We start from the raw sequence: 23,376 nt of genomic DNA, 5'->3' as shown, positions 1-23,376 counted from the left end.
TCGCTCCTTCGCTCAACTGCCTCTCCAAAGAATCCTTTCTCAGCCCAAACTCAACCCCAAAATCGCCATATGCGATTCCCCTGCCAGAACGGGGAGCGCGTAAATTACTTTGTATTCAAGCCAAGCACGGACGTTCTCAAATTTATGAAATCGCTGTCGAAGAGCGATTTGTTTTCGAGGCTCGAGCCATGTTCAAGGGGTATTGACCAAGCTCTTTCCGACAGGGCTCAGACCATTGGCGGATCGATCAAGCCCATTTTTGGTCGAGTCGATCTGTTGCCGTATCTTAAGAGAAAAGAACTGATTCAATCAGATGGTTATGTGTACGTCGCCATTGACAGCAATCTTCGAAATTACGTCAAGGACCCAAACGATTTTGGATCCGAGTGGGTGGCAATGGCGGTAAAAAAGAAAGAGCTCTGTCTGTATGTGGGAGTGGGGGAGATGGGGTTCCGCGGTTTTGCGTCGGTGCCCGTCAATATAAGTCGCCTCGCAAATTTCGTCTTCCTAGACACCAAGTAGACAGGTGCGGGTGGCGCTCAGGCGCGGGCTCCAAGCATTCTGCTGTCGATCGAGTATGCCCCGGCGCCGGCCATTGCCAGCGCCAGAAAACCGCCTGATATCGCGATGTCCTTCATCAGCATCTGCGAATGCATGGAGGTCAACATCGGATCGTCGCCGCCCTGGCCATAGTGGCCGATGAAGCCCGCCGCGATGCAGAAGGCAGCAAGCAGCAGCGCCACGATCGGCGTCTTGAAGCCGACGAGGATGAGCAGCCCGGCGATCAGTTCGAACAGCCCGGTGCCCCAGGCAGCCAGCGTCGGCAGCGGCAGGCCAAGGCCGGCGAAATAGCCGGTCGTGCCGGCAATGTCGGTCAGCGCGTGGAAGCCGGACGGCACGAACAGTGCGGCGAACAGCAGTCGGGAAAGCAAAAGCAGCGCATTGCGGGGCATGGTAACCTCCGTTGTCGGCCGGGTGGCCAAGAGCCCGATCCTAGCAGAATTCCGGTCAGCGGACCGACAGGCACAAACGACAACGAAAAAGGGGCGCGGAAAATTCCGCGCCCCTTTTGTTCAGGAAATGCTGGACTGCTTCAGCCGCGCTTGGCGTCGATCGAATACGCGCCTGGGCCCGAGGAGGCGAGCACGAGGAAGCCGCCGGCAATGCCGAGGTTCTTCATGAAATTGATCATCTGCATCTGATCGGCCCAGCCGGTGTGGGCGACCAGCGCGGTGGCGACGGTGAAAATCGCCATTACCCAGCCGACGATCCGGGTCTGGAAGCCGACGAGGATGGCCAGGCCGCCAAGCAGTTCGATAAGGCCGACGACAATGGCGGTCACCATCGGCAGCGGCAGGCCAAGGCTGCCGAAATAGCCGGCGGTGCCGGCAATCGCCGTCAGCTTGCCGAAACCCGAAAGCAGGAAGATGACCGAAAGCAGGATGCGGCCGAGCAGGATCGTGCCCGAGGCGCCGGCGGCGGTGCCGGAACCGGCAAACGAAGTATTGGCGGACGTGTTGGTGGACATGCGTAACTCTCCAGAAGGATTTGGCCAAACGGCTTGGGATACCCGTCTAGTTAGCGCAGGCCGACTGTTCACCAAAGATGCCAGATTGGTTACGGATTGTTCACCAAGGTAACGTTTTCGCGATCAACATGGGTGTTGAGATCCAGGCATATCAACGCCCTAGCCTGGATGCGTCATGTCCTCCGGCCGCACCAGCCGCTCATAATCGGCTTCGCTGACCAGCCCGGTGGCCAGCGCTTCCTGGCGCAGCGTGGTGCCGTTCTTGTGCGCCGCCTTGGCGATCTTGGCGGCGTTGTCGTAGCCGATCGTCGGCGCAAGCGCCGTCACCAGCATCAGCGAACGGTCGAGTGCTGCCTTGATGTTGTCTTCGCGGGCCTCGATGCCGACGACGCAATTGTCGGTGAACGACACGGAAGCGTCGGCCAGCAGCTGTACCGATTGCAGGAAACAATAGGCCATCAGCGGATTGTATACGTTGAGCTCGAAATGGCCCTGACTGCCGGCGAAGCTGATCGCCGCATTGTTGCCGAACACCTGCACGCAAACCTGCGTCATCGCCTCGCATTGGGTCGGATTGACCTTGCCCGGCATGATCGAGGAGCCCGGTTCGTTTTCCGGCAGCGACAATTCGCCGAGGCCCGAACGCGGGCCGGAGCCGAGCAGGCGGATGTCGTTGGCGATCTTGAACAGCGCCGCCGCGCAGGCATTGATGGCGCCGTGCGAGAAGACCATGGAATCATGGGCGGCCAGCGCCTCGAACTTGTTCGGCGCGGTGACGAAATCGATGCCGGTGATCGCGGCGATGCGCGCCGCCACCTTTTCGGCAAAACCGACCGGCGCATTGAGGCCGGTGCCGACCGCGGTGCCGCCCTGTGCTAGCTCCTGCAGGCCGGGCAGGGTCATCTCGATGCGCTTGACCGACGAGGCGACCTGCGCCGCGTAGCCCGAGAATTCCTGGCCGAGCGTCAGCGGCGTCGCGTCCTGCGTGTGGGTACGGCCGATCTTGACGATGTGGGCGAAAGCCCTGGTCTTGGCCTCGAGTGCCGTATGCAAATGTCTTAGCGCCGGTAGCAGGTCGTGAGTGATGCGCTCGGCGCAGGCGATGTGCATGGCCGTCGGATAGGTGTCGTTCGACGACTGGCTCATGTTGACGTGGTCGTTGGGATGCACCGGCTTCTTCGATCCCATGACGCCGCCCAAAAGCTCGATCGCCCGGTTGGAAATCACCTCATTGGCGTTCATGTTGGACTGGGTGCCTGAGCCTGTCTGCCAGACGACCAGCGGGAAATGCTCGTTCAGCTTGCCGTCGATGACCTCCTGCGAGGCCTCGACGATGGCCTTGCCGATCGCCGGATCGAGCCGCTTCAGCTCCATATTGGCCTCCGCTGCCGCCCGCTTGACGATGCCCAGCGCCCGCACGATCGACGCCGGCTGTTTCTCCCAGCCGATCTTGAAATTGGCAAGCGAACGCTGCGCCTGCGCGCCCCAATAGCGGTCGGCGGCGACCTCGATGGGACCGAACGTGTCGGTTTCGGTTCTGGTCTCTGGCGCGCTCACGAAGTCTCTCCGGTTTGCAATTTGCAAACGGCGTATCGCGTTGCACAAATGCCTTCAAGCGGAGATTGCGGGTGACGGGAATGCAAATCGGTTGAAGGTGCTGGCAATCTCCCCACTTGAGGGGGAGATGTCGCCGAAGGCGACAGAGGGGGGGCGGTAGGTCTTGACGCAACTCCCATAGCGGACGGAACAGGCTGGTGTTCCACGCGAGACGACCCCCTCTGGCCTGCCGGCCATCTCCCCCTCGAGGGGGGAGATCGCAACAACCTTACCCCGCCGTGTATCCTCCATCCACGGCGAAGATTCCGCCGCTGGTCCATGCCGCTTCGTCGCTGGCGAGATAGACCGCGATGCCGGCAAGGTCGCTGGTCCGGCCGATGCGGCCGAGCGGATAGCTGCGCTCGACATAGGCCTTGAGCTCGGCTTGCGCGGCCTCAGGCAGGTTTTCGATCGACCTGCGCCGCATCGCTGTGTCGACCGTGCCGGGCGCGATCGCGTTGACCCTTATGCCGCGCGGCCCGAGCTCGAAGGCGAGCGACTTGGTCAGCGAATTGAGCGCGCCCTTCGACAGCGAATAGAGGCTGGACGGCCGCTTCGGGATCATCTTGTGCGCGAAATAGGACGAGATGTTGATCACCGAAGCCGCACCCGGCGCGAGATGCGGCAACAGCCGTTGGGTGAGAAAGAATACCGCCGTGACGTTGAGCGCGAATGACTGCTGGAACTGGTCCTCGCTGACGGTCTCGAACGGCACAAGGAACGCTACGCCGGCATTGTTGACGAGGATATCGACAGGTGGGCCGCGCCTGGCATGCTCGACCACGGCATCGATGCCGGGGCTGGTCGACAGGTCGGCCGACAGCGTGTCGACATTATCCCCGAGCTGCTTGCGGGCGGCGTCGAGTTTTTTGCCGTCGCGGCCGACGATCAGCACGTCCGCGCCTTCGCGCAAAAACGCCTCGGCGATTGCCAGCCCGATCCCGTCCGAGCCGCCGGTGACCAGTGCCCGTTTGCCGCCTAGTCTCATCCAACACTCCCGCGTATTGCCGTCTTGTCTGATAAGCAGAACAGCGCCGTCACCAATTGTGGTCAAGCCGCCGGCCTATCCTACAATATGAACTTTCGGCTGATGCGCCTGTCTATTCGGCAGCGGCTGCACCGCGCCGAACAGCCAGCCGCGTAGCGACGAAATCCTTGACCTGATGAATGGCCTGTTCACGCGTGACGCTGCCTGGCTGCAGGCCAAGCCGCAACCACAGCCCGTCGATCAGGGCGGTGACGCCGAAAGCGATCTCGTCAGCATCGCGTGCCGGCGCCAGACCGCGCAGGCCAGATAGCAGGTTGGAGCGCATGCGCGCATGGATCACCTTCTGGATGCGGGCAAGCTTTTCGTCGCGCGGCACCTCCGCGCAAAGCGAAAGCCAAGCGTGGCAGAGGGACGGCTGGAAGAGATGCGGCTCGAAATTGCCTTCGATGATGGCCTCTATCCGTTGCATTGGCGTGCGCGCCTGTCTCAGCCGCTCGACCACCGCATGCCGCAGCACCAGGTTCGATTCGCGCATGGCATGCTCGAACAGCTCCCGCTTGCTGTTGAAATAGTGCAGCACGATGCCCTTCGACGCACCGGCCTGTGCCGCCACTTTTTCTATGGTCGCGCCAGCTATGCCTTCGCGCTGAAGCACGGCAAAGGCGGCTTGCCGCAGCTCCTTGCGGCGTATGTCGCTGAGACGCTTGAGTTTCACGGGCCGGGATCCTGCATCGAAAACCGACGTTGACATTTTTGTCCGCCGAGATCAATGATTGACCGTTGGGACAATATAAAAACCGAGTGGTCAACGTCGTTGGTGAAATGAGGAGAACCGAAATGCTTCGTAGCCTTGGAATAGGCGCCTCGCTCTGCGTCCTGCTGGCGATCCGGCCGGCCTTTGCGGCTGAACCTGAGCAATGCGAGGTCGTGCGCATGGCCGAGCCTGGATGGAACGACCTTGCCTTCACCACCGGCGTCACCAGCGTCTTGCTCGATGCGCTCGGCTACAAGCCGGCAAGCTCGCTTCTGGGCATCAACGTCATCTATGAATCCTTGAAGAACAATGATTTGGACGTGTTCCTTGGCTATTGGGATCCGGCGATGATCACCTACTACGAGCCCTATAAGAAGGACGGCTCGGTAGACGATGTGCGCGTCAATCTCGTCGGCGCCAAATACACCTTTGCCGTGCCGACTTACGTGTGGGAGGCCGGCGTCAAGGATTTTGCCGACCTGCAAAAGTTCGCCGACAAATTCGGCAGGAAGATGTACGGCATCGAGCCGGGCTCGAACCAGCTGATGATGGACGCCATCGCCGATAAGTCGCTCGGCCTCGATGGCTGGCAGGTCGTCGAATCGAGTGAAGCCGGCATGCTTTCCGAGGTCGGCTACGAGATCAAGGAAAAGCGCTTCATCGTCTTCCAGGGCTGGGCGCCGCATCCAATGAACACGATGTACGACTTCAAATATCTGAGCGGCGGCGACAAGTTCTACGGTCCGAACTTCGGCGCCGCGACGGTGACGACGCAGGTGCGCAAGGGCTATCTGCAGCAATGCCCGAATGTCGGGCAGTTGCTGAAGAACCTCGCCTTCGATATCGATTTCGAAAATCTCGGCATGGGCTATCTCATCAATGACGGCATGAAGCCGGAGGAAGCCGGCCTGAAGGCCCTCAAGGAGAATCCGGATAGGCTCGGCGCCTGGCTTGCCGGTGTCACCACATTCGATGGCAAGCCCGCGCTCGACGCAGTCAAGCAGCAGCTCGGCCTGTGATATCGGCCGATCAGGCGGGCTGGAACGGCCGCAAGCGCAAGGTCGGTGCCGGCCGCACTGAAACGGCCTGCGTCGAAATCGCCGGGCAGGAGCCCGCGCTGGTGCTGGTGCACGGCTTCTCCGACACGAGCCGCAGCTTCTCCTTGCTGGCGCCGCATCTCGCCGGGCGCCGGCTTGTCATTCCAGACCTGCGCGGGCATGGCGCCTCGCCGGCCGGGACGCGCGGCTTCGCCCCGGCGGATTTCGCGGAAGATGTGGCGAGTTTGATCGAGCGATTGCGGCTCGAGCGGCCGGTTCTGGTCGGGCATTCCCTGGGCAGTATGGTGGCGATCGAGGCAGCCGCGCGCTACGCCGAGATGATCGGCGGCCTGGTGCTGATGGCCGGAACGCTGCGGCCGCAGATCGGTGAGGATCACCCGATGACCATTGGTGTGCGGGCACTTCGAGACCCGATATCGCCGGCCGATCCGTTCTATGACTATTGGCATGCCTGCGAGGCCGAGGTTCCAGCGGAATTCCTGACCATGACTGCGGAGGAGGCGTCAGCCATGCCGGCGGCACTCTGGCGCGCAATCCTGGAGCAGGTTCGGCGCATCGATCTGACCGACAAGGCGCGCATGCTGCGCCTGCCGGCGCTTGTCATTGCTGGCGGGCGCGACCTTCTCTTCGACGAAACGCACCAACGGCGGCTCCTCGAAGAAATCCCTAGCGCCGCGTTCGTAAGCGCGGTGCGATGCGGACACAACCCGCACTGGGAGGATCCGGCATTGGTCGCGGCAGCCATCGGCCGGTATTTCAAGGTCGGTACCAAAGCTGGACCCCAGCCGACAGCCGAAGCGACCGGTAGTCCGGGCTGAGAGCAGTCATGAATCTTTCCGAATACGTGGCGTTGGATGCCGTCGCCCTGGCCGGGCATGTTCGCTCTGGCGAATTATCAGCCGTCGAGGTCGTCGAGGCGGCTATCGAAGCGATCGAAAGCATCAATCCCGCCCTCAATGCCGTGACGCTGATCGATGCGGACCGGGCGCTTTCCGTTGCCGCAAGCTGCAACCGGCAGGCGGCACTCGCCGGCATTCCTTTTCTGGTCAAGGACACCGGCGTCAATGTACGGGAGTGGCCGACGACGCACTCGTCGCTCTACTTCAAGGATGCCGCGCCGAAGCCCGACAGCGAGATCGTCCGGCGCTGGCGGGCCGCCGGTCTGATCTTGCTGGGCAAGACAAACACGCCTGAATTTGCCAACGACTTCGTCACCGAACCCAGCTTTCGCGGCCCGACCTCGAACCCCTGGGATCCTTCGCTGACGGCGGGCGGCTCAAGCGGCGGAGCTGCTGCCGCGGTGGCGAGCGGCATGGTGCCGGTCGCCCACGGTTCCGATATCGGCGGATCGATCCGGGTGCCGGCTGCCTGTTGCGGCGTGTTCGGCATGAAGCCCTCGCGCGGGCTCACGCCTGTCGGGCCTGGTCGAGGTCAGGTCGGCGCCGGGCTCTACGCCGAGAACGTGCTGTCCCGCACCGTTCGCGACAGCGCCGCCATGCTGGACATGACTGCCGGTCCAGAACAAGGAGCGCCTTACTCCGTGTCCAAATCGGTGCCGTCCTACCTGGACTGGCTGTCTTCGCCCGGTGCGCGTCTGCGCGTCGCGTGCCTGGCGCACCGGCCGGACGGCACGCCCGTCGCGTCCGAGATCGGGGCAAAATTTCAGGAAGCCATGATCCTCCTCGAGGACAGGGGGCACGAGGTCACAGAGGCGCGTTTCCCGCGGGAAGCCAGCGCCGAAGCGGACTGGAGCATCTTCTGGATGTCGGAGGTCGCGCGGCTGGTTGACGATCGCGCCGACGAGATCGGGCGGATGCCGGGGGCCGGCGAAATCGAAAGCCTGACTCGTCACGCGCTCGACTGTTTTCGGCGATCCTCGGCCGCCGATTATTTCAGGGCGCAGGACCATGTGCACAGCGCTTCGCTGGCGATGGCGATGGCGTTCGATGGGTTCGACCTGATCATGACACCGACGACGGCCGAGCTTACGCCCCGGCTTGGCGCCATCCATGGCGATGGTGCTGTCTTTGATTACGAGGCTTGGGCGAGGCGGGCCTACGGCTTTGCGCCTTTCACAGAAATCTTCAACGTCACCGGCCAACCGGCCGCCAGCCTGCCGCTTTTCCAGTCGAAGGACGGCCTGCCGATTGGCATCCAGCTCATTGGCCGCAAGAACGAGGATCACCGGCTGCTGCGCGTTTGCCTTGACCTGGAGCAGGCAACCGCATGGACCACGCGTTACCAAGTGATCCATGGCAGGCATTTTCAGGCGTGAACCAGACAGGGGTTCAGCGCACATAAGTGGCTTTCAACGGCGTTGGCTGTCCGAGCAGCGACCGCGCCGTCGGCGCCAGGCGCAGAACCTCCACGGGCCTGGCCAAATCCCGCTGCGCGGACTGCTCGAACACTTGCCACTCCGGGGATGCAGCCAAGGCTGCCTCACGGCGGGCATGCGCTTCGGTGCTGTCGAAACCGGTGATGCTGATGAAGACGTTTTCGCCGGCCCGCACCGGCAGCCGCGGAAAGCTGTTTTCGGCATGTTCGGTAACGAAGGCAAGCGGCCGTGCGCCAAATGCGGCGAGCACCGGAAGGGCCGCGGTCTGGAAGTCGTTGGCGAAACGGGCTTCCAGGCTCGGTTGCAAATGATGAATCCTGATGACAACAATTGCCTGCAAATCGCTGCCTGCGCTCGGTTTTTCGAGGTCCGCCTGGGGTAATCGTTTCGATCCCGAGAGGTCTAGGCTCGCGCCCGGCCAGGCCGGCTTCAGCAGCAGCACGTCGTCGGATGAGATCATCGTGGCGTTGGCGGCGTCGCGCCAGGCAGCCCAGACCGGCCCGTCATAGAAGGCGGTCAGAGCGTTTTTCCGCGCTTCCATACCGTCGAAGCCGCGCAGCCAGACGAACATATCCGGCCGGTCGAGATCGCGGAACTGGCCGATGATGGTCATCCCCGCGCTTTCCTGGCCCTCGATCAGGTGACTGTCGAAGATGCCGATCAGCGTCTCGCGCCGGCCGGGTTTCAACGTGTATTGCCTGAGTTCGACGACGGGCGAGGCGAGCAGATCGGGATTAGGTAGGGCGTTCAAAGGCGGGTTCATTGCGCGATCTCCAAAACAGGACAGTCATCCTGTTTTACAAAACAGACCGGTTGTCCTGTTTTGTCAATCTGCTATCGTGTGAAGATGTCAGCAGAGATATCCGCTCGCCCAAGGTCGCGGCCTCAAAAACGCACCAACGACCCCCAAGGCATGCGCAAAAAGGTGCTCGATGTCGCCGAGGAGGCGTTTCAGGCACGCGGCTATCATGCGTCCAGCATGGGCGACCTGATGGCGACGGCGGGCGTCACCGGCGGCGCGCTGCACCACCATTTCGCGACCAAGAAGGCGCTGGCGCTCGCAGTGATCGAGGAGCGGGTCGCCGCCGCGGTCGAAGAGACATGGATCGCGCCGGTGCGGATGGCTCCCTCAGCGCGCGAGGGCGTGCGCTCCGTGTTCGCGGCCGTCGCGGCGGAGCTGGAGCGGCAGGGTTTCGTGCGCGGCTGCCCGCTCAACAACCTGGCGCATGAACTGTCGCTTGCCGATCCGGATTTCCGCATTGCCCTTGCCAGCATTTTTTCGGCCTGGCGTCAGGCGATCGTCGACAAGATCAGGGCCGACCAGCAGGCGGGCCGGGAGCAGGGCATCGATCCGCAGCGCTTCGCGGCGCTGGCTGTCGCCACCTATTCCGGCGCGATGTCGATGGCCAAGACCGCGCAGGACGCAAGCGTGTTGCGCGATTGCCTGATGGCATTGGAACAGGGAGTCACGAGGCGACGTCGCAGGATACTGCACAGAGCGCTTTAACGCTGGCAGGACAAAGGCCGCAGTCGCTGATATCGCGACCGAGGCGGGAGGCCGAGCTCTTAATTCGGCAGCGGCTTGATCAGCTCGTAGCCTACCACGCTTTCGGCGCTAGTGCCCTCGTCATAGCGCCTGGCCACAACTGCCTGCAGGTCGGGTGCGTAAAGCGCGGTGAACTCGTCCCGCGTCTCGCCGGCCTCGCTCCTGATCGTCTGCTTGACCGCGAGCACGGAGTATTTGCAATCACCCAGGCTGAACGTCTCCTTGTCCTTGACGTTGATCTCCAGCGTCTCGGTGCCCTTCGGCGGCTTGTTCGGTGCGAGACGGGCAAATACGATCTTGCTCTTGGCACCCGCCTTCAGCGGGAACACCTTCCTGAGATCGGAAAACGGGATCATCGCCAGCTGCCCCGTGCTGCTGTCGCGAAACACCTCGATCAGCCCGCCGAACAGGTACTGCGACTGCGGCGATTGGGACTGGTATTTATTGGCCACGGCAACCATTCCGCCCGCCGCCGGACGAAATTCGCTACGGATGCCGGGCCTTTCGAGAATGAAGCCGGCCTTGGCCGATTTGGCGTCGATGCACCCGGCGCCATGCGCTGCGCTCGTCACCGCCAGAATGGCCATTGTCATGCCGATGGATGCAGTTTTCATGGCGTCCTCTCTGCCCGCGCAAGTTGAATACCGAAAGCAATGCCAGACCTGGGAGAACGTGTCGACATACTTTACGAGCAACTGGACTGCCGGTCCGCGTCGTGCTGAATTTTAGCGCATGATGCATCGCATTTCCGCCCGGCCGGTTTCCCGGCGCAGGTTCCTGATGAAGGCAGCGGCCGTTGCCGCGGCCGGCGCCGTTTCGCGCCCGGCCTTCGGCCAGACCGGGCAGCGCATCCCGCCCATCGACGCCACTTTCCTGTTCATTGCCGACGTCCATGCCTGCCGCATGGCCAGCGGGTTGAGCCCGCATTGCGAGCAGCAAGGCAAGACCGACGACGCCTTGCTGCGCAACGTCGCCGCACTCAATGGCATCGGCGACAGACAATGGCCGGCCGAAGTCGATGGCGTCACCACCGGCCTGCGCTCAAAAGGCAGAATCGGCACGCCGCTCGGCCTCGTCGTTGGCGGCGACATCACCGATGATGGCGGCGGCCAGATCACCCAGCCCAGCGAGGGCACGCAGCTGCTTCAGTTCAGCCAGCGCTACCAGCAAGGCGTCGGCCCCGATCGCGTGCACATGCCGGTCTATGTCGGCCTCGGCAACCACGACCTCGACCAGAACGGCCCGCGCTCGCATGTCGACTGGTACCGCCGCGAAATGCGCGACTACGTCGAGGTCAACCACCGCCCCGGTGTGTTCTTCAAGCCGCCGGTGCCGGCCACTGCCTTCGATGTCGCGACCGACTGTTATTCGTGGGATTGGGGCGGCCTGCATCTTGTCCAGACGCACCGCTTCGCCGGCGATACCGCCCATGTCTCCGCCAGCAGCCTGCCATGGCTGAAGCAGGATCTGGCGACCTATGCCGGTGATGGGCGCCCCGTCATCCTTTTCCAGCACTATGGCTGGGACGATTTTTCGATCGAAAGATGGAACGCCGGCAAAAGAACGTTCGACGATGGCGGCACGGGTCCACCGCATTGGTGGAGCGAGGCGGACAGGCAGGCGCTGCTGGCTGCGCTGAAGGGCTATAATGTCGTCGGCATTTTTCACGGCCACCAGCACGCGACGCCGATGATCTATCGCCGTGACGGGCTCGATCTGTTCAAGCCGAAGGCGGCCTTCATGGGCGGTTTCGCGCTGGCGCGGGTGACCAGCAATAGCATGGAAGTGGTTCTGGGCGAGGCCACCGGCAACCACGGCGAGGTCACTTTCACCAACGCCTTCATCAAAAGCCTTACATTCTGAAGTTGAGCGAGCATGAAAAAGGCGGCACCCGCCGCCTTTCTTCGCTGCCCCAACGAGGCAGGATCAGAGCGCCTTCTTCACCTTGTCCTTCACGTCGCCATAGGCTTTCTGCATCTTGCCGGTGGCCTTGTCGACATCGCCTTCGGCCTCGGAGCGCCTGTCGCCGGTGGTCTTGCCGGCGGCCTGCTTGACGGCGCCCTTGGCTTGCTTGGCAACGCCGGCAACGTGATCCTTGTTCACCATCTCGCATCTCCTGAACCGTTCGCCTGGAGAAACGGTCGCGGATCGCTTAGGTTCCGGGTTCTGCCCGTCGATTGGGATAGCTTCCGGCCGCAAAGCCGACAGAATAGGGTGCACCAGAACGCCCGAATAGACAGGGCCGGAGGGACAATGGCTGAATTCACGCTCTTCATCGGCAACAAATGCTTCTCGTCCTGGTCACTGCGGCCATGGCTGGCGATGAAGCACCTGGAGATCCCGTTCGAGGAGGGTTTTGTGCGCCTGCGCACGCCCGAGACCGCGGCCAATCTGGCCAGGATATCGCCGACCGGCCAGGTGCCGGTGCTGAACCATCGGCTGCCGAATGGCGAGGTCCGGATCGTCTGGGAAACCCTTGCCATCCTTGAATATCTCGCCGAGCTGTTTCCCGGGAAAGAGCTTTGGCCGGCCGACATCGGCGCCCGTGCGCTGGCCCGCTCGGCGGCGACAGAGATGCATTCGGGCTTTCGCGAGGTCCGCTATGGCTGGCCGATGAATTTGCGCCGGCCAAAAGGCCACAAGCCGCTCGACGCCGAAGGTGAGGCACAACGGGCGCGCATCGAAGGGCTATGGCGCGAATGCCGCGGAAAATACGGCAAAGGCGGCCCGTTCCTGTTTGGCCGTTTCACCGTGGCCGACGCCATGTACGCGCCGGTCGTCACCCGCTTCGACACCTACGGTGGCACGCTGGCGCCCGACACCCGCGCCTATGTCGACGCCGTGCTTTCGATACCGGCGATGCGCCACTGGTATGCCGAGGCGGCGAAAGAGCCTTGGCCGGAGCCCGGCCCAGACGAATAGAGCCGAGCAACCGGCAAGCTGGTCTTCCACTTCGCGGCCCGCGGCCTATCTGAAGATCGGGCTGGGGCCTTGGAGACTTCACAATGACATCTGTTTCTTCCGCACTGGCCGGCAAGGTCGCACTCGTCACCGGCGCCTCCTCGGGCATCGGCGAGGCAACGGCTGTGGCGCTCGCAGCCGCCGGGGCCAAGGTGGCGATTGCCGCACGCCGCGCCGATCGTCTCGAAGCGGTGGCCGCGCGTATCGAAAAGGCCGGCGGCACGGCGCTCCGCATCGAGGCCGACGTCACCAGCAACGACGATGTCACCGCCATGGTCGACAAGGTTGTCGCCGAATGGAGCCGCCTCGACATCCTCGTCAACAATGCCGGGGTGATGCTTCTGTCGCCCGCCGCCGAGGCGGTGCTCGACGACTGGCGCCACATGGTCGAGCTCAACCTGCTGGCGCTGATGGGCGTCACCAAGGCGGCGCTGCCGCATCTGAGGGCCGCCAAGGGTCACATCGTCAATGTCTCGTCGGTCGCCGGCCGTGTCGCCAATCCGGGCGCCAGCGGCTACGCGGCAACCAAGTTCGGTGTCGTCGGCTTTTCCGAATCGCTGCGCCGCGAAGTCTACGCCGACAAGGTTCGCGTCACCGTCATCGAGCCCGGCCTGGTGCGCACAGAGCTCGGCGACCACATCACCAATCCGGCGTTCAAGGCCGATCTGGACAAGCGGCTCGCCGCCATGGAGGCGCTGACCGCCGAGGACATCGCCGCGGCCATTCTCTACGCCGTGTGCCAGCCGGCACATGTCAACGTCAACGAGATCGTCATCCGCCCGACCGACCAGGAGCGGTGAATGACGTCGGATCGTTTCGCTACGCTTCGAATCCCGCTCGCAGGAAATCGCCACACTCCTCGACCAGCCGCGACGGGTCCCTCGCGAGATAGACGCCGAAATCCGCCGTCGGCGCCGGCGGCAGGTTGAAGCGTCCGTTGAGGCTTTGGCAGTCGGGCGGTAGTCCTTCCTGCAGCAGAAGGCCGATGCCGAGCCCAGCCCTCAGCGCCGAGATCAGTGTCGCGAAGGTCGACACGCGGCAGCCGATCTTCCAGCCGATCCCGGCCTCGGCGAGCGAAGCCAGCATCCTGTCCTGCCAGGAGCAGGCGCCTTCGAAGATGATCAGCGGAAGCTCGACCTCGTCATCGATCTCGATCATGCGGCTTGCCGCCCAGACCAGCTGTCGTGACACATGGCCTCGCGGCGCCATTGTGAAGCGCGCCGGATCGGCCATGACGATGTCGCATCTTCCTTCGCCCAGCGACTTGCTGAGATCGCTGCTGCTGGCCGACGTCAGCTCGATCTCCACGGAAGGATGCCGGCGGCGGAATTCGGCGATGATCAACGGCAGCCGCGTTATCGCCAAATCCTCGACGATGCCCAGCCGGACACGGCCGACCAGCCTGCGGCCTTCTATCTCGCGCCTGGCATCGTCACCGATCGCGATGGCCTTGCGGGCGAAGGCGAGCAGGATCTCGCCGGCCTCGGTCAGCGTCACGCCGCGCGGCGAGCGGCGCAGCAGCTCGGCGCCGACTTCACCTTCGAGGCGCTGAAGCTGCATGCTCACCGCCGCCTGCGTGCGGGCAAGCCGATCGGCGGCCCGGCTCACCGTTCCCGTATCGGCCACGGTGACGAAGGCGCGCAGCAGCCGGACGTCGATATCTCCGGTCATAAGAATTCCTGATAGCTGTGTCAGCACTATCAGGCTATCCGAAAGCCCGATCTGAATTCAAGGTCCGCTCGCACGAATGAAAACAGGAGCAGCCACCTTGCCCTACAGAAGAAGATTTGAGGAGTTCGGTGTCGCCTGGCCGTCGCTCGATCGGCCTGCTTTGCCGTTCTCGCCGACGGCTCGGGTCGCCGACATCGTCTATGTCTCCGGTCAGATCCCCGAGATCGGGCAGGAGATCGCTGCGATCGGCCAGGTCGGCGCACAGATCGATCTGCCCGCGGCCCGGAACGCCGCCCGGCTCTGCGCGGCCAACATCGTCTATTGGCTGGACAAGGAATTGGACGGCAATCTCGACCGCGTCGTGAAATTCGCCAAGCTGACCGTCTATGTGAACGCGGCGGCCGGCTTTGCGGCCTATTCGGAGGTCGGCAACGGAGCATCCGAATTTCTGCTCCACGTTTTCGGCGAGCGTGGCGAGCATGCCCGCTGCTCGCTCGGCATGGCCGGCTTGCCGGCCAATGTTCCGGTCGAAGCCGACGCCATTGTGCATGTACGCTGATGCACGCCCAAAGCATGGCCTCGGGCCTGATCCCGAGGCTGCGCAGTGAAACAAAAACCAGGAGGAGACTTGGGTTGATTAGCGCAAATCTTGAGGGGCGGAAGGCGCTTGTCCTCGGCGGAGGCAAGGGCCTCGGTTTCGGCGTTGCCGAAGCGCTCGCGGCGAAAGGCGCCGAGATCATCCTGGTCGGACGAGAGGAGGCGACCCTGGATGCGGCGCGACGCGCAATCGAGCCCGCAGGCCACATCTGCTCGACCTTCAGCGCCGACCTCTCCGACAACGACAGCGTCTCCCGGCTGATCCGTGCCGTCGAGGGCGAGCATCAGCGGATCGACATCGTCCTGCTCAATGGCGGCGGCCCGCCACCCTTCGCGGCCAGCGTCTTCGATGCGAGCGTCTGGGAGAAGCAGTTCACCAGCATGGTCCTGAGCCAGATGCGCATCGCCATTTCTTTCCTGCCAGGCATGCGGGCACGGCGCTGGGGACGCATCATCGCCGTTTCCTCCACGTCCGTCCGCGAGCCGATCCCCGGGCTTACCGCTTCGAACGCGCTGCGTGCGTCGCTCGCCGGCTGGGCCAAGACGTTGGCCGGCGAAGTGGCGGCGGACGGCGTCACGGTCAACCTGTTGCTGCCGGGCCGTTTTGCGACGGACCGGACGAAACAGTTCGACGCCATGGACGCCGCCGACAGGGGTGTCGACGCTGCTGTGATCGCCGCCGAGAGTCAGGCCGAAATCCCGGCAAAGCGCTACGGCACGCCCGCCGAATTCGGCGCCGTTGCCGCATTCCTGGCCAGCGCCGCCGCCGCCTATGTCACCGGCGTGGCGTTGCCGGTGGATGGCGGGCTCAGCCGCGGCATGCTGTGAGGAGCAGGGGCAGCGGCGCGAATGGTCGCATCACACAGGAACGCCCCTCGTGCCTTTTATCTGCGCGGGGGGCGTCCTGTTTGTCGTCCGCCTTTTCTCAAGATCGCTCTTTCGAGAACAGCTTTCGACACCGAAGAAAATGCTCCGGCGCCAAAATGGTTCCCGGCTAAGTGGCTTCGGCTCGCCCGGCTTTCGCTCTCCAATATGCCTGCACGGGCAGTCGTGGCGCCCTCGGCGAGTGTGACAAATCAAAAAAATTGACATAAGGCGCAAAGAAGTCTATAAGAATTTTGTCGATATTTGTTTGACCGACTTTTGTTATCCGCGTGCTTAGGCGCGCCTTTGGCGAACTTCCCCCATCAAAATCGAGACAAACGTTGTTGTGCATCCGCATGACGGCGAACGAATATTTGCCATGGAAAGGGTTCGTTATGAGCACAGGCACAGTTAAATGGTTCAACGCCACCAAGGGTTTTGGTTTTATTCAGCCTGACGACGGTTCTGCCGACGTTTTCGTCCACATCTCAGCCGTCGAGCGCGCCGGAATGCGCGACATCGTCGAGGGCCAGAAGCTTGGCTACGAGATGGTCCGCGACAACAAGTCGGGCAAGATGTCCGCCGACCAGTTGAAGGCGGCCTAAAACGGAATTAAGCCTCACCGGTGACCACGGATGTACTGGCACCGGTGAATGGCATGATCGCGGGATGTTAAATCTCGGAGCGGATCATGTGCATTGAGAAGAACGTTTCTTTGCGCGTCTCTCGGGATGCGCGGGCGCTCTCATGGAAGGTCAGGCGGTGCCTGGCCTTTTTCATTTTTGCGCTTCGACCGCCGAAAGAGCGCTGCTCGACGGCCCGGACGTGCTAAGAGGCTGTTTCGAAATTCGCTCCGGCGAGTCATATGGTGGTGGTTTCGAGAACCGGAGCGCAGCGGACATTTGGGTCCGTGAGCACCGGAAGCGCAGAAAACCCCATCAGATGGCCGTCAGAGTAGAATTTCCAAACGGTCTCTAAGGACGTTCCAGCAATTTGAAACCGGCTGCCGTATTGCTTTGTGCGGGATCCTGGCCGAAAGACCAGTCTCGCCACTTTTCGGCGGCGTGCTCCGAACCGGGAGAAAGACCTTGACCGCAACTTCAAAAAAACCCCGCGACCAGGCCGAATCCATTTTCAGCAAGACGCGGACCCAGTCGATGTCGCTCGACCGCATCAATTCCGAACGGGATGCCGTCAGCCAGGCCCGCGAAGCCAAGACCGCGCGGCTGCGCGAATTGCGCCTGGAGAAGGAAGCCGACGACATGGCGGCGGCGGTTGCGCTCGCAGCCTCGCCAAAACGCGCAGGCAAACGCTGATGGCCACCAAACGCGTGCCTCAAAAGGCGATCGCCGCAGATTCGACCATCGCCGATGTCGTGGGTGAACTAGACAAGCCGGTCGAATATGTCCGGCGCGTGCTCGAAAAGCTTGAGCGCTGCCGGCGTGTCCACGGCGATGCCCAGGTGCGGCTCGGCGTGCGCGGCCGCGCCGAATGCCCCAATTATCTGATCGAATATGTCCGGGAAAACGCCAAGACGCACGAGCGCGTGACCTATCCGGATGCTGCCTACAGCGGCAGCACGCATCGCGAGCTGGCGCCCCGGCACATCGAGGAAGCCAGGAACTGGTCGCCCGAAGAAATGAACATCACGGCCGTTTCGGCGCTTATCGGCCGCCTTCGCAATCCGAATGCGCCATCATCGCGTTTCTCTGACGAGGATTGATATGGCAATCAAGTTTTCCGCCAAGGGCCAGCCGGCAGCGCCTGCTGCCGCCGTGAAGCCGGCCAAGCCGGCCGCCGCGCCAAAAACCGGCGAAGCCGCCGAAGCGGGCACTGATCTGTTCAGGTCGCCGGCGGAAGCACCGCCGCGCAAGCCCAAGAAGAAATAGCGCCCTTGCAGCAAAATGCCGACCGGAAATCTGCGCCAAGGCTGCTTGCCCTGGCGGTCGCAGAGGAGTTTTCGTCGCCACAAGAGGGCGCCGCTCCGATTGCCTTCGATTGCCAGACCTGTGGCGCCTGCTGCGCCTACTCGTCCAGATGGCCGCGCTTCTCCACCGAGGATGACGCGCAGCTCGACCTTATCCCGCAAAAATACGTGGCTGCCGACGAAGCCGGCATGCGCTGCGACGGCGCGCGCTGTTCGGCACTGTGCGGCGAGGTCGGCAAGTCAACGGCCTGCGGCATCTACGACATCCGCCCCGACGTCTGCCGCGCCTGCATGCCGGGCGATGACGACTGCCTGATCGCGCGTCGGGCTCACGGTCTGCCGACGCTGTAATGACGGCCCTCGGGCTGGCGTCTCAGTTTGAATTTCGTCAATCAGATGCGCGAAAGTCGCTGCGGTAGAGGCCGGGCGATCGTCCGGTCAATCGTTTGAATGCCTGCGAGAACGACGGCACCGATTCATATCCGACGGCGCGCCCGATCTCGCCAATGTTCTGGTTCGTTTCCCGCAGAGCCCTGGCGGCAAGGTTCATCCGCCACCGGGTCACATAGGACAGCGGCGGCTGTCCTACCAGTTGAGCGAAGCGACGCGCGAAGGTGGCCCGCGATTGTGCTGCGCCGCTGGCAAGGGAAGCGATGGTCCAGGGATTGCCCGGCCGCTCGTGGATCAGGCGCAAAGCCTGCGCAATGCCTTTGTCGCGCAAGGCGCCAAACCATTCCCCTGTTCCGAGTGGCTGATGTTCGATCCAGGCACGCAACAAGAAGATCAACGTGCTGTCGAGAAGGCGTGGGGCGACAATGTCGTGGCCGCCGAGATCGCCTTTCGCTTCGACCTGCAGAAGTTCCAGGGCAAGCCGCAGCGGCTCGCTGGTGCCAATCTGATTTCGGGTCAAATGGATCAGCGGAGGAAGCAGCGAAACCATCGGGTATGGCCCGACGCCGTCGAGTGAATATCTCGCACAAAGAAGAGTTGTCGCGTCGCTCTCGCTTTTCGGTTCCAGTCCGCTCCGATTTGCGGAAAGGACGGCGGATATCGATGCCGTCGGTGCATCCGCCGGATTGCAAAGGGTATGCCCGATACCGCTCGCGACAAGGATGACATCTCCCTCGCCTAAGCGGATCGGCTCCCTTTCACCGGCTAACCGCAGCCAGCATTCGCCGTTCTGTATGACGTGGATGGCGGCATTCCTTGTCGGATCGACTGAAATGCCCCAGGGCCGATGCAGGGTCGCGCTGCCGATCATGGCGCTGCCAAATCTCAGCGAAGCAAGAACTTCGGACAAGGCGTCCATGAGAACCATCCTCCGACAATGAACCAGATGACGATATTAGACGATTGGATAAGAATCTAGGCGAATAGCGTGTCGACCATCTCACAAGTGTGGCTGATCATGTTGGCAATATCGGCCTGCGGACGCTCCCGTCCACACCGGGCAGAAGCAGGCACCTGAAGGAGCAAAAACATGCGTGACGAACCATCAAATCCAGTTCCAGCCAAGATCCATAATTCGCTCGAGACCAACAAGACGATCGTCCTGGACTTCATCGACAAAGCGGTAAACCAGGGCAACATCGAAGCTGCTTCGATGCATTTTGGCGAACGCTACATCCAACACAATCCGAACATTGCGGATGGTGCGGACGGCTTCAAAGCCTATCTGCAGCAGCTCAAACAGTCATTTCCCCTCGTAAGGGGAGAGGTGAAGCGGATTTTTGCCGAAGGGGATTTCGTCATCGTGCACATGCACGCAAAACGCGAACCGGAGGAGGAGGGCCTGGCCATTGTCGACATTTTCAGGCTGAAGGACAGCAAGCTGGTCGAACACTGGGAAGTTCGGCAGCCTATTGCCGATAGCAAGCTGCACGCCAACAGCATGATCTGAATGCGCATAGGCTCTCAGGTTGGCTTGTGCCCGCACGTTTCGCTGATTACGCTGCCGGCGGCAGGGCCAGCACCGGGAGACCATCCGTGAGCATCGAATTTCTATTGACGTCGCTGATTGTCGTGGCTTCGCCCGGTACCGGCGTTCTCTATACGCTGAGCGCCGGGCTCTCGCGTGGTGCGCGCGCCAGCATCATTGCCGCTTTCGGCTGCACGCTCGGCATCATTCCGCACATGGCGGCCGCCATCACCGGCCTCGCGGCGCTGCTGCACACCAGTGCCGTCGCCTTCGAGACGCTGAAATATCTCGGCGTCGCCTACCTGCTCTACATGGCCTGGAACACGCTGAAGGAGAAGGGTGGCCTGAGCGTCGAAGAAAATGTTGCGCCGCGCTCGGCCGGCAAAGTGATCACTTCGGGCATCCTCATCAACATCCTCAACCCAAAACTGTCGATCTTCTTCTTTGCCTTCCTGCCGCAATTCGTCAGCACCACCGAACCGCATGCGCTGTCGAAGATGCTGGAACTCAGCAGCATCTTCATGCTGCTCACCTTCGTGGTCTTTGTCGGCTACGGCGTTTTCGCGGCGTCAATCCGCAGCCATGTCGTGTCGCGGCCAAAGGTGCTGACCTGGATGCGCCGTACCTTCGCCGGAGCCTTTGTCATGCTCGGCGCCAAACTGGCGCTGGCGGACCGGTAGACAGGAAGGTCGCGGGCAGCGCAAATCTATCCCTTCACATAGCCCATGGCCTCGACAATCTGCCCGTCCGCCACGCGCATCAGGTTGACGCCGCGCAGCGAATTGCCGTCGCCCATCCAGTAGCGCCAGCGGATCGTCGCCCGATCGCCGGCGACGAAAGTTTCTTCAATGTCGAAGCGCGTGCCGGGTTCGGTTGCGATCGCCGACCACAGTTCGACGCAGGCGCCCTTGCCGATGCGGCGGGCGCCGTCCGGGGCCGGCGTGGTGTTTTCGATCACGCAATCTTCCGCCACCAGATCGTCGAGCGCCGACGGGTCGTGGCGCTGGAAGACGTCGTTGTAGCGCCGCATGATCTCGGCCGTTTCGGCGGAGCGTTTGGCGGCGGCGATGTCGATGACGAGTTCCTGTGTCATTGGATATTCCTTCCCTTCAGTGATCGGTAGCGGTTTCGATGAGGCGGGCCTTGAGCGTGATCACTGCGACGCCGGCCAGCGCCCGCGACACGAGGCAGCTCTCCTTGGCCGTCTGCGCCAGCCGCTCGAACTCCCCCGCCGCCAACCCGGCGACGCTTGCCTCGGTCTCCAGCTCGATGCGGGTCAGCGTCGGTCCGGCCGCGGTGGCGCCGAGATGCGCTTTGGCGATCGTGTGGATGCGTGCGGGAGTGTAACCTTCGCGGCCGAGGACGGTGCTCAGCGCCATCGAGAAGCAGCCGGCATGCGCCGCCCCAATCAATTCCTCGGGGTTGGTGCCGGGACCGTTCTCGAAACGCGACGGGAACGAGTAGGCGCCTTCGAAGACGCCGCTGCCGAGCTTCAGCCGGCCCGAACCTTCCTTCAACGATCCCTGCCATTGGGCCTTTGCTTCACGAATGGTCATTGTGTCTCTCCTTTGATTTGAGGGTCGATCAGATTTTGGGGCGGACCAGTCAGGCGCTGTCGACGACCACTTTCCCGAAGACGTCGCCTTGCTGGAAATAGCGGTAGGCGTCGTTGGCCTCGTCGAAGGCGAACACCTTGTCGATGACAGGCCTGAGGCGATGCACCGAGATGGCGCGCAGCATGGCTTCGAGGTTGGTGCGATTGCCGACGAACAGGCGGCTGATGGTGGCGAGGCTGCGCTGGTAGACCGGGCCGGGGATCTGCACCGTCCCGCCTTTCGCATCCTGTATGGTGAGAAGCACGATGCGCCCGTAAAGCGCGCAGGCGATCATCGATTGCGCGAAGGTCGGCGGGCCGCCGGTCTCGACGACGAGGTCGATGCCGCCGGTCTGCTCGCGCACCGCAGCACCCCATTCCGGCATGTCGGCGGTCGAGACGACGAGGTCGGCGCCCAGCGCCCGCAGCCGGTCCAGCTTCTCGTTGCGCGAGCTGACTGCCACGACACGGCAGCCGAGCAGCTTGGCGAATTGCAGCGCAAATAGCGCGACGCCACCTGAACCGATGACAAGAACCCATTGGCCGGGCTTCGGCATTTCGGCCGCCGTCACGGCATTCCAGGCGGTCAGGCCGGCGCAGGTTAGTGTCGCCGCTTGATGCCAGTCGAGATGATCGGGAAGCCGCACCGCCCATTGCTCGTCGAGCACGGCGTATTCGGCCAGCATCCCGTCCAGCGTGCAGCCGAGCTGGTCGATCAGACCGGCATTGATGCGGCCATCGATCCAGCGCGCAAAATAACTGCCGGTGACGCGGTCGCCGACGGCAAAGCGGGTGACGGCCTCGCCGACGGCAACGACTTCGCCGGCGCCGTCGCTCAGTGGGATAACGCCTTGGCGCGGCGCCAGCGGGTAGGTGCCGTTGAGGATCATCGTATCGCGGCGGTTGAGCGCGGTGGCGCGGACACGCACGACGATCTCGTGCGGCTTCGGCGTCGGCTGCGCCTCGTCGCGCATCACCAGGCACTTGGTCCCGCAGGTTCCTTCAAGACGATAACTGCGCATTTGCCTCTCGTATATGTAGACTGATCTACATATTATGTAGACCGATTGTCATATTCGAGGCAAGGCCTATAATGGTTGCTCCTGACAGAGGTTGACATGGCGAACGACACCCGCACCCGCATACTCGAGACGACGGGGCTGCTGCTGAGGCAGCGCGGCTACCATGGCACGTCGCTCAACGATATTTTGAGCGCCTCAGGCACACCGAGAGGTTCGCTCTACTTTCACTTTCCGGGCGGCAAGGATCAGCTGGTCATCGAGGTGACGCGCGACAGCGTCGCCGATGTGACGCAGAGGCTGGACGCCGCGCTCGCTGCCGAAAAGGACCCGGCGGTGGCTGTCCACCACATCTACCAGTCGGTCGCGCGCATGCTGGAAGACAATCGGTTCACGCTCGGTTGCCCGATCGCACCCGTGGTCTTGGACTCGCCGATCGACATGCCGGAACTGGCCGAATTGTGCCGGTCCGCCTTCGAGCAATGGATAGGCTTGCTCAGGGCGGCCTTCGTCAGGGCAGGGGTGCCCGAGCGACGCGCGCACGCGCTGGCATTGCTGGTCGAATCATCGCTTGAAGGACTGATGGTGATCGCACGCGCCACCCACGACCGCGCCCCGGTGCTGGCGGTAGCCGATGAGGTCGCGGCGCTGATTGAGGGGGCATTGCCGGCCAAGAGTGCCACTGCCGCGGTGCATTGACGTTTATGCCTTCATCGCATCGAAGGCGGCGCGGCGTTCCGCCAAAAGGGCCAAGGCTGCAGCTCGACGATTCATGTTCTGCGCTGCCGCGACGCTTGGAAGCAAGGGCATGGTAGCCGAACAGACGCGTCCTGCGGGATACGCGCCTGCTTACTTGGGATCGGACGGCCTCTCAATCTCCGCCACATCAACGAAAAAGGGCGGCATCGCTGCCGCCCTTTTCGTAAGCTTGCGAGATTGGCTGGATTAGAAATCCATGCCGCCCATGCCGCCCATGCCGCCGCCGCCCATGCCGCCCGGCATGCCGCCGCCAGCCGACTC

31 protein-coding genes and 1 pseudogene are annotated in these 23,376 nt (G+C 62.8%); 18 read left to right on the top strand and 14 right to left on the bottom strand.

Annotated elements, in window-relative coordinates; translation table 11 throughout:
* Nucleotides 1-522 (top strand): hypothetical protein (locus NKH60_RS32120; protein ID WP_352874704.1); only part of this gene is annotated, 522 nt, incomplete at its 5' end.
* Nucleotides 523-539: 17 nt separating this feature from the next.
* Here NKH60_RS32120 and NKH60_RS32115 read toward each other — a convergent pair.
* From NKH60_RS32115 to betI, 5 genes are all read right to left on the bottom strand, one after another.
* Nucleotides 540-953: a DoxX family protein gene (locus NKH60_RS32115; protein ID WP_352874703.1), complete on the bottom strand. Its 414-nt coding sequence runs from the start codon at nt 951-953 to the stop codon at nt 540-542.
* A gap of 140 nt (nt 954-1,093) precedes the next feature.
* Complete coding sequence (locus NKH60_RS32110) at nt 1,094-1,528, bottom strand: DoxX family protein (protein ID WP_352501902.1); 435 nt, start codon at nt 1,526-1,528, stop codon at nt 1,094-1,096.
* A 159-nt stretch (nt 1,529-1,687) separates the two neighbouring features.
* Nucleotides 1,688-3,085 (bottom strand): class II fumarate hydratase, encoded by a 1,398-nt coding sequence (gene fumC / locus NKH60_RS32105; protein ID WP_352817510.1) that lies wholly within the window; start codon nt 3,083-3,085, stop codon nt 1,688-1,690.
* A 268-nt stretch (nt 3,086-3,353) separates the two neighbouring features.
* On the bottom strand, nt 3,354-4,112 hold the full coding sequence (locus NKH60_RS32100) for an SDR family NAD(P)-dependent oxidoreductase (RefSeq protein ID WP_352874701.1): 759 nt from the start codon (nt 4,110-4,112) through the stop codon (nt 3,354-3,356).
* A gap of 112 nt (nt 4,113-4,224) precedes the next feature.
* Nucleotides 4,225-4,863 (bottom strand): choline-binding transcriptional repressor BetI, encoded by a 639-nt coding sequence (gene betI / locus NKH60_RS32095; RefSeq protein WP_352874700.1) that lies wholly within the window; start codon nt 4,861-4,863, stop codon nt 4,225-4,227.
* 86 nt (nt 4,864-4,949) lie between these two features.
* On the opposite strand from betI, the gene choX reads away from it, so the two are divergent.
* The 3 genes from choX to NKH60_RS32080 are packed head-to-tail and all read left to right on the top strand — an operon-like array spanning nt 4,950 to nt 8,199.
* The gene (gene choX / locus NKH60_RS32090) at nt 4,950-5,885 is read left to right on the top strand and encodes a choline ABC transporter substrate-binding protein (RefSeq protein ID WP_352874699.1); all 936 of its coding nucleotides are present in this window, start codon (nt 4,950-4,952) and stop codon (nt 5,883-5,885) included.
* Nucleotides 5,882-6,742, top strand: a complete 861-nt coding sequence (locus NKH60_RS32085) for an alpha/beta fold hydrolase (protein ID WP_352874697.1) — start codon at nt 5,882-5,884, stop codon at nt 6,740-6,742. The genes choX and NKH60_RS32085 overlap by 4 nt, the downstream gene beginning before the upstream one ends.
* An 8-nt stretch (nt 6,743-6,750) precedes the next feature.
* Nucleotides 6,751-8,199, top strand: a complete 1,449-nt coding sequence (locus NKH60_RS32080) for an amidase (protein ID WP_352874696.1) — start codon at nt 6,751-6,753, stop codon at nt 8,197-8,199.
* A 13-nt stretch (nt 8,200-8,212) separates the two neighbouring features.
* On the opposite strand, the gene NKH60_RS32075 is transcribed toward NKH60_RS32080, so the two are convergent.
* On the bottom strand, nt 8,213-9,022 hold the full coding sequence (locus NKH60_RS32075) for an NIPSNAP family protein (protein ID WP_352874695.1): 810 nt from the start codon (nt 9,020-9,022) through the stop codon (nt 8,213-8,215).
* Nucleotides 9,023-9,172: 150 nt separating this feature from the next.
* Between NKH60_RS32075 and NKH60_RS32070 the strand changes: the two genes are divergently transcribed.
* Nucleotides 9,173-9,766, top strand: coding sequence for a TetR/AcrR family transcriptional regulator (locus NKH60_RS32070; protein WP_352684937.1), 594 nt, complete (start codon nt 9,173-9,175; stop codon nt 9,764-9,766).
* Between the two features lie 59 nt (nt 9,767-9,825).
* On the opposite strand, the gene NKH60_RS32065 is transcribed toward NKH60_RS32070, so the two are convergent.
* Nucleotides 9,826-10,419, bottom strand: coding sequence for a hypothetical protein (locus tag NKH60_RS32065; protein WP_352874693.1), 594 nt, complete (start codon nt 10,417-10,419; stop codon nt 9,826-9,828).
* Between the two features lie 118 nt (nt 10,420-10,537).
* Here NKH60_RS32065 and NKH60_RS32060 point away from each other — a divergent pair, with 118 nt between their 5' ends.
* Nucleotides 10,538-11,668: a metallophosphoesterase gene (locus NKH60_RS32060; protein ID WP_352874692.1), complete on the top strand. Its 1,131-nt coding sequence runs from the start codon at nt 10,538-10,540 to the stop codon at nt 11,666-11,668.
* A gap of 63 nt (nt 11,669-11,731) precedes the next feature.
* Here the strand turns inward: NKH60_RS32060 and NKH60_RS32055 are convergent, their stop codons facing one another.
* The gene (locus tag NKH60_RS32055; RefSeq protein ID WP_352874691.1) at nt 11,732-11,911 is read right to left on the bottom strand and encodes a CsbD family protein; all 180 of its coding nucleotides are present in this window, start codon (nt 11,909-11,911) and stop codon (nt 11,732-11,734) included.
* Between the two features lie 147 nt (nt 11,912-12,058).
* On the opposite strand from NKH60_RS32055, the gene NKH60_RS32050 reads away from it, so the two are divergent.
* Together NKH60_RS32050 and NKH60_RS32045 are read left to right on the top strand one after the other, a co-directional pair.
* Nucleotides 12,059-12,727, top strand: a complete 669-nt coding sequence (locus NKH60_RS32050; protein WP_352770789.1) for a glutathione S-transferase family protein — start codon at nt 12,059-12,061, stop codon at nt 12,725-12,727.
* 83 nt (nt 12,728-12,810) lie between these two features.
* Nucleotides 12,811-13,566, top strand: a complete 756-nt coding sequence (locus NKH60_RS32045) for an SDR family NAD(P)-dependent oxidoreductase (protein ID WP_352874690.1) — start codon at nt 12,811-12,813, stop codon at nt 13,564-13,566.
* A gap of 19 nt (nt 13,567-13,585) precedes the next feature.
* On the opposite strand, the gene NKH60_RS32040 is transcribed toward NKH60_RS32045, so the two are convergent.
* The gene (locus NKH60_RS32040) at nt 13,586-14,437 is read right to left on the bottom strand and encodes a LysR family transcriptional regulator (protein ID WP_352874689.1); all 852 of its coding nucleotides are present in this window, start codon (nt 14,435-14,437) and stop codon (nt 13,586-13,588) included.
* 97 nt (nt 14,438-14,534) lie between these two features.
* On the opposite strand from NKH60_RS32040, the gene NKH60_RS32035 reads away from it, so the two are divergent.
* The 7 genes from NKH60_RS32035 to NKH60_RS32005 all read left to right on the top strand — a co-directional run bounded on the left by NKH60_RS32035 (nt 14,535) and on the right by NKH60_RS32005 (nt 18,176).
* Nucleotides 14,535-14,996, top strand: a complete 462-nt coding sequence (locus tag NKH60_RS32035; RefSeq protein ID WP_352874688.1) for a RidA family protein — start codon at nt 14,535-14,537, stop codon at nt 14,994-14,996.
* A 74-nt stretch (nt 14,997-15,070) separates the two neighbouring features.
* The gene (locus tag NKH60_RS32030) at nt 15,071-15,862 is read left to right on the top strand and encodes an SDR family oxidoreductase (RefSeq protein WP_352874687.1); all 792 of its coding nucleotides are present in this window, start codon (nt 15,071-15,073) and stop codon (nt 15,860-15,862) included.
* A gap of 431 nt (nt 15,863-16,293) precedes the next feature.
* Nucleotides 16,294-16,503 carry a cold-shock protein gene (locus NKH60_RS32025; RefSeq protein WP_010915421.1) on the top strand — a complete coding sequence of 70 codons (210 nt, stop codon included), beginning with the start codon at nt 16,294-16,296 and terminating at the stop codon, nt 16,501-16,503.
* 483 nt (nt 16,504-16,986) lie between these two features.
* Entirely contained in the window at nt 16,987-17,214 is a 228-nt protein-coding gene (locus NKH60_RS32020) for a hypothetical protein (protein WP_023677608.1), read from the top strand.
* The gene (locus NKH60_RS32015; RefSeq protein ID WP_352472663.1) at nt 17,214-17,621 is read left to right on the top strand and encodes a hypothetical protein; all 408 of its coding nucleotides are present in this window, start codon (nt 17,214-17,216) and stop codon (nt 17,619-17,621) included. Before NKH60_RS32020 ends, NKH60_RS32015 begins: the two co-directional genes overlap by 1 nt.
* Nucleotide 17,622: 1 nt before the next feature.
* Complete coding sequence (locus NKH60_RS32010) at nt 17,623-17,787, top strand: hypothetical protein (protein WP_023722752.1); 165 nt, start codon at nt 17,623-17,625, stop codon at nt 17,785-17,787.
* A 50-nt stretch (nt 17,788-17,837) separates the two neighbouring features.
* Nucleotides 17,838-18,176, top strand: coding sequence for a YkgJ family cysteine cluster protein (locus NKH60_RS32005; protein WP_352569825.1), 339 nt, complete (start codon nt 17,838-17,840; stop codon nt 18,174-18,176).
* A 37-nt stretch (nt 18,177-18,213) separates the two neighbouring features.
* On the opposite strand, the gene NKH60_RS32000 is transcribed toward NKH60_RS32005, so the two are convergent.
* Both NKH60_RS32000 and NKH60_RS31995 read right to left on the bottom strand, forming a co-directional pair.
* On the bottom strand, nt 18,214-18,546 hold the full coding sequence (locus NKH60_RS32000; protein ID WP_352874705.1) for a helix-turn-helix domain-containing protein: 333 nt from the start codon (nt 18,544-18,546) through the stop codon (nt 18,214-18,216).
* A 96-nt stretch (nt 18,547-18,642) separates the two neighbouring features.
* Nucleotides 18,643-19,086, bottom strand: a pseudogene (locus tag NKH60_RS31995) (cupin domain-containing protein); the annotation flags it as partial.
* A gap of 219 nt (nt 19,087-19,305) precedes the next feature.
* On the opposite strand from NKH60_RS31995, the gene NKH60_RS31990 reads away from it, so the two are divergent.
* Together NKH60_RS31990 and NKH60_RS31985 are read left to right on the top strand one after the other, a co-directional pair.
* Nucleotides 19,306-19,725 carry a nuclear transport factor 2 family protein gene (locus NKH60_RS31990; RefSeq protein WP_352684920.1) on the top strand — a complete coding sequence of 140 codons (420 nt, stop codon included), beginning with the start codon at nt 19,306-19,308 and terminating at the stop codon, nt 19,723-19,725.
* Nucleotides 19,726-19,811: 86 nt separating this feature from the next.
* Nucleotides 19,812-20,423: a LysE family translocator gene (locus NKH60_RS31985; RefSeq protein WP_352684918.1), complete on the top strand. Its 612-nt coding sequence runs from the start codon at nt 19,812-19,814 to the stop codon at nt 20,421-20,423.
* Nucleotides 20,424-20,449: 26 nt separating this feature from the next.
* Here NKH60_RS31985 and NKH60_RS31980 read toward each other — a convergent pair whose 3' ends face one another.
* The 3 genes from NKH60_RS31980 to NKH60_RS31970 are packed head-to-tail and all read right to left on the bottom strand — an operon-like array spanning nt 20,450 to nt 22,359.
* A complete protein-coding gene (locus tag NKH60_RS31980) occupies nt 20,450-20,836 on the bottom strand; it encodes a nuclear transport factor 2 family protein (protein ID WP_352874686.1) in 387 nt (128 codons plus the stop codon).
* 16 nt (nt 20,837-20,852) lie between these two features.
* On the bottom strand, nt 20,853-21,299 hold the full coding sequence (locus NKH60_RS31975; protein WP_352831811.1) for an OsmC family protein: 447 nt from the start codon (nt 21,297-21,299) through the stop codon (nt 20,853-20,855).
* Nucleotides 21,300-21,348: 49 nt separating this feature from the next.
* Nucleotides 21,349-22,359: a zinc-dependent alcohol dehydrogenase family protein gene (locus NKH60_RS31970; RefSeq protein ID WP_352874685.1), complete on the bottom strand. Its 1,011-nt coding sequence runs from the start codon at nt 22,357-22,359 to the stop codon at nt 21,349-21,351.
* A 96-nt stretch (nt 22,360-22,455) separates the two neighbouring features.
* On the opposite strand from NKH60_RS31970, the gene NKH60_RS31965 reads away from it, so the two are divergent.
* A complete protein-coding gene (locus NKH60_RS31965; protein ID WP_352874684.1) occupies nt 22,456-23,055 on the top strand; it encodes a TetR/AcrR family transcriptional regulator in 600 nt (199 codons plus the stop codon).
* The last annotated feature ends 321 nt before the right edge of the window (nt 23,056-23,376 follow it).

The sequence above is a fragment of the Mesorhizobium sp. M1006 genome, assembly GCF_040318825.1.
Classification (GTDB): Bacteria; Pseudomonadota; Alphaproteobacteria; order Rhizobiales; family Rhizobiaceae; genus Mesorhizobium.
Note: the sequence above shows the minus strand (reverse complement) of the source record. Positions and strands in the feature narration are given on the sequence as shown.